This window comes from Nocardia sichangensis (assembly GCF_047200615.1).
Classification (GTDB): domain Bacteria; phylum Actinomycetota; class Actinomycetes; order Mycobacteriales; family Mycobacteriaceae; genus Nocardia; species Nocardia sichangensis.
In genome coordinates this window covers 1-712 of the sequence record NZ_JBJZOK010000129.1, presented here as the reverse complement: position 1 = coordinate 712, position 712 = coordinate 1, and the positions used below count along the sequence as shown (strand labels likewise).

At 64.3% G+C, this 712-nt stretch carries 1 protein-coding gene; it reads right to left on the bottom strand.

Translation table 11 applies throughout. The features are described from left to right. Positions 1-712 (bottom strand): AMP-binding enzyme (locus ACL03I_RS39445; RefSeq protein WP_412808664.1); only part of this gene is annotated, 712 nt, incomplete at both ends.

Sequence of the window (712 nt, the reverse complement as noted above, 5' to 3'; positions counted from 1 at the left end):
GCTGTCGCCGCCGAGGGTGAAGAAGGAGTCGTCGAGTCCGATGGTGTTGGTGTGGAGTATGTCGGTGAATGCTTGGGTGATGGTGTGTTCGAGGGGTGTTCGTGGTGGTCGGTAGGGTTTGTGGTCGGTGGGTGGTGGTGTGGGTAGTGCGGTGCGGTCGAGTTTTCCGGTGGGGGTGAGGGGGATGTGGTCGAGGGGGATGATCGTGGTGGGGATCATGTAGGTGGGTAGTTGGGTGGTGAGGTGTTGGGTGAGGGTGGTGGTGTCGATGGTGTGGTGGGGTGTGGGGACGACGTAGGAGATGAGGGTGTGGTTTCCGTTGGTGTCGTGGTGGCCGATGGTGGTGGCGTAGTCGACGGTGGGGTGGGTGGTGAGGGTGGTGTCGATTTCGCCGAGTTCGATGCGTTGGCCGTGGATTTTGACTTGGAAGTCGGTGCGGCCGAGGTGTTGGAGGGTGTGGTCGGGTTGCCAGCGGACGAGGTCGCCGGTGCGGTACATGCGGGTGCCGGGTAGCCAGGGGCAGGCGATGAAGCGTTCGGCGGTGAGGGCTGGGTGGTGGTGGTATCCGCGGGCGAGGAGTGGTCCGGCGATGTAGAGTTCGCCTGCTACGCCGGTGGGTACGGGTTGTAGGTGTTGGTCGAGGACCCATTCGTGGGTGCCGGGGATGGGGTGGCCGATGGTGACGGCCTCCCCCGCCACCAACGGGCCACTC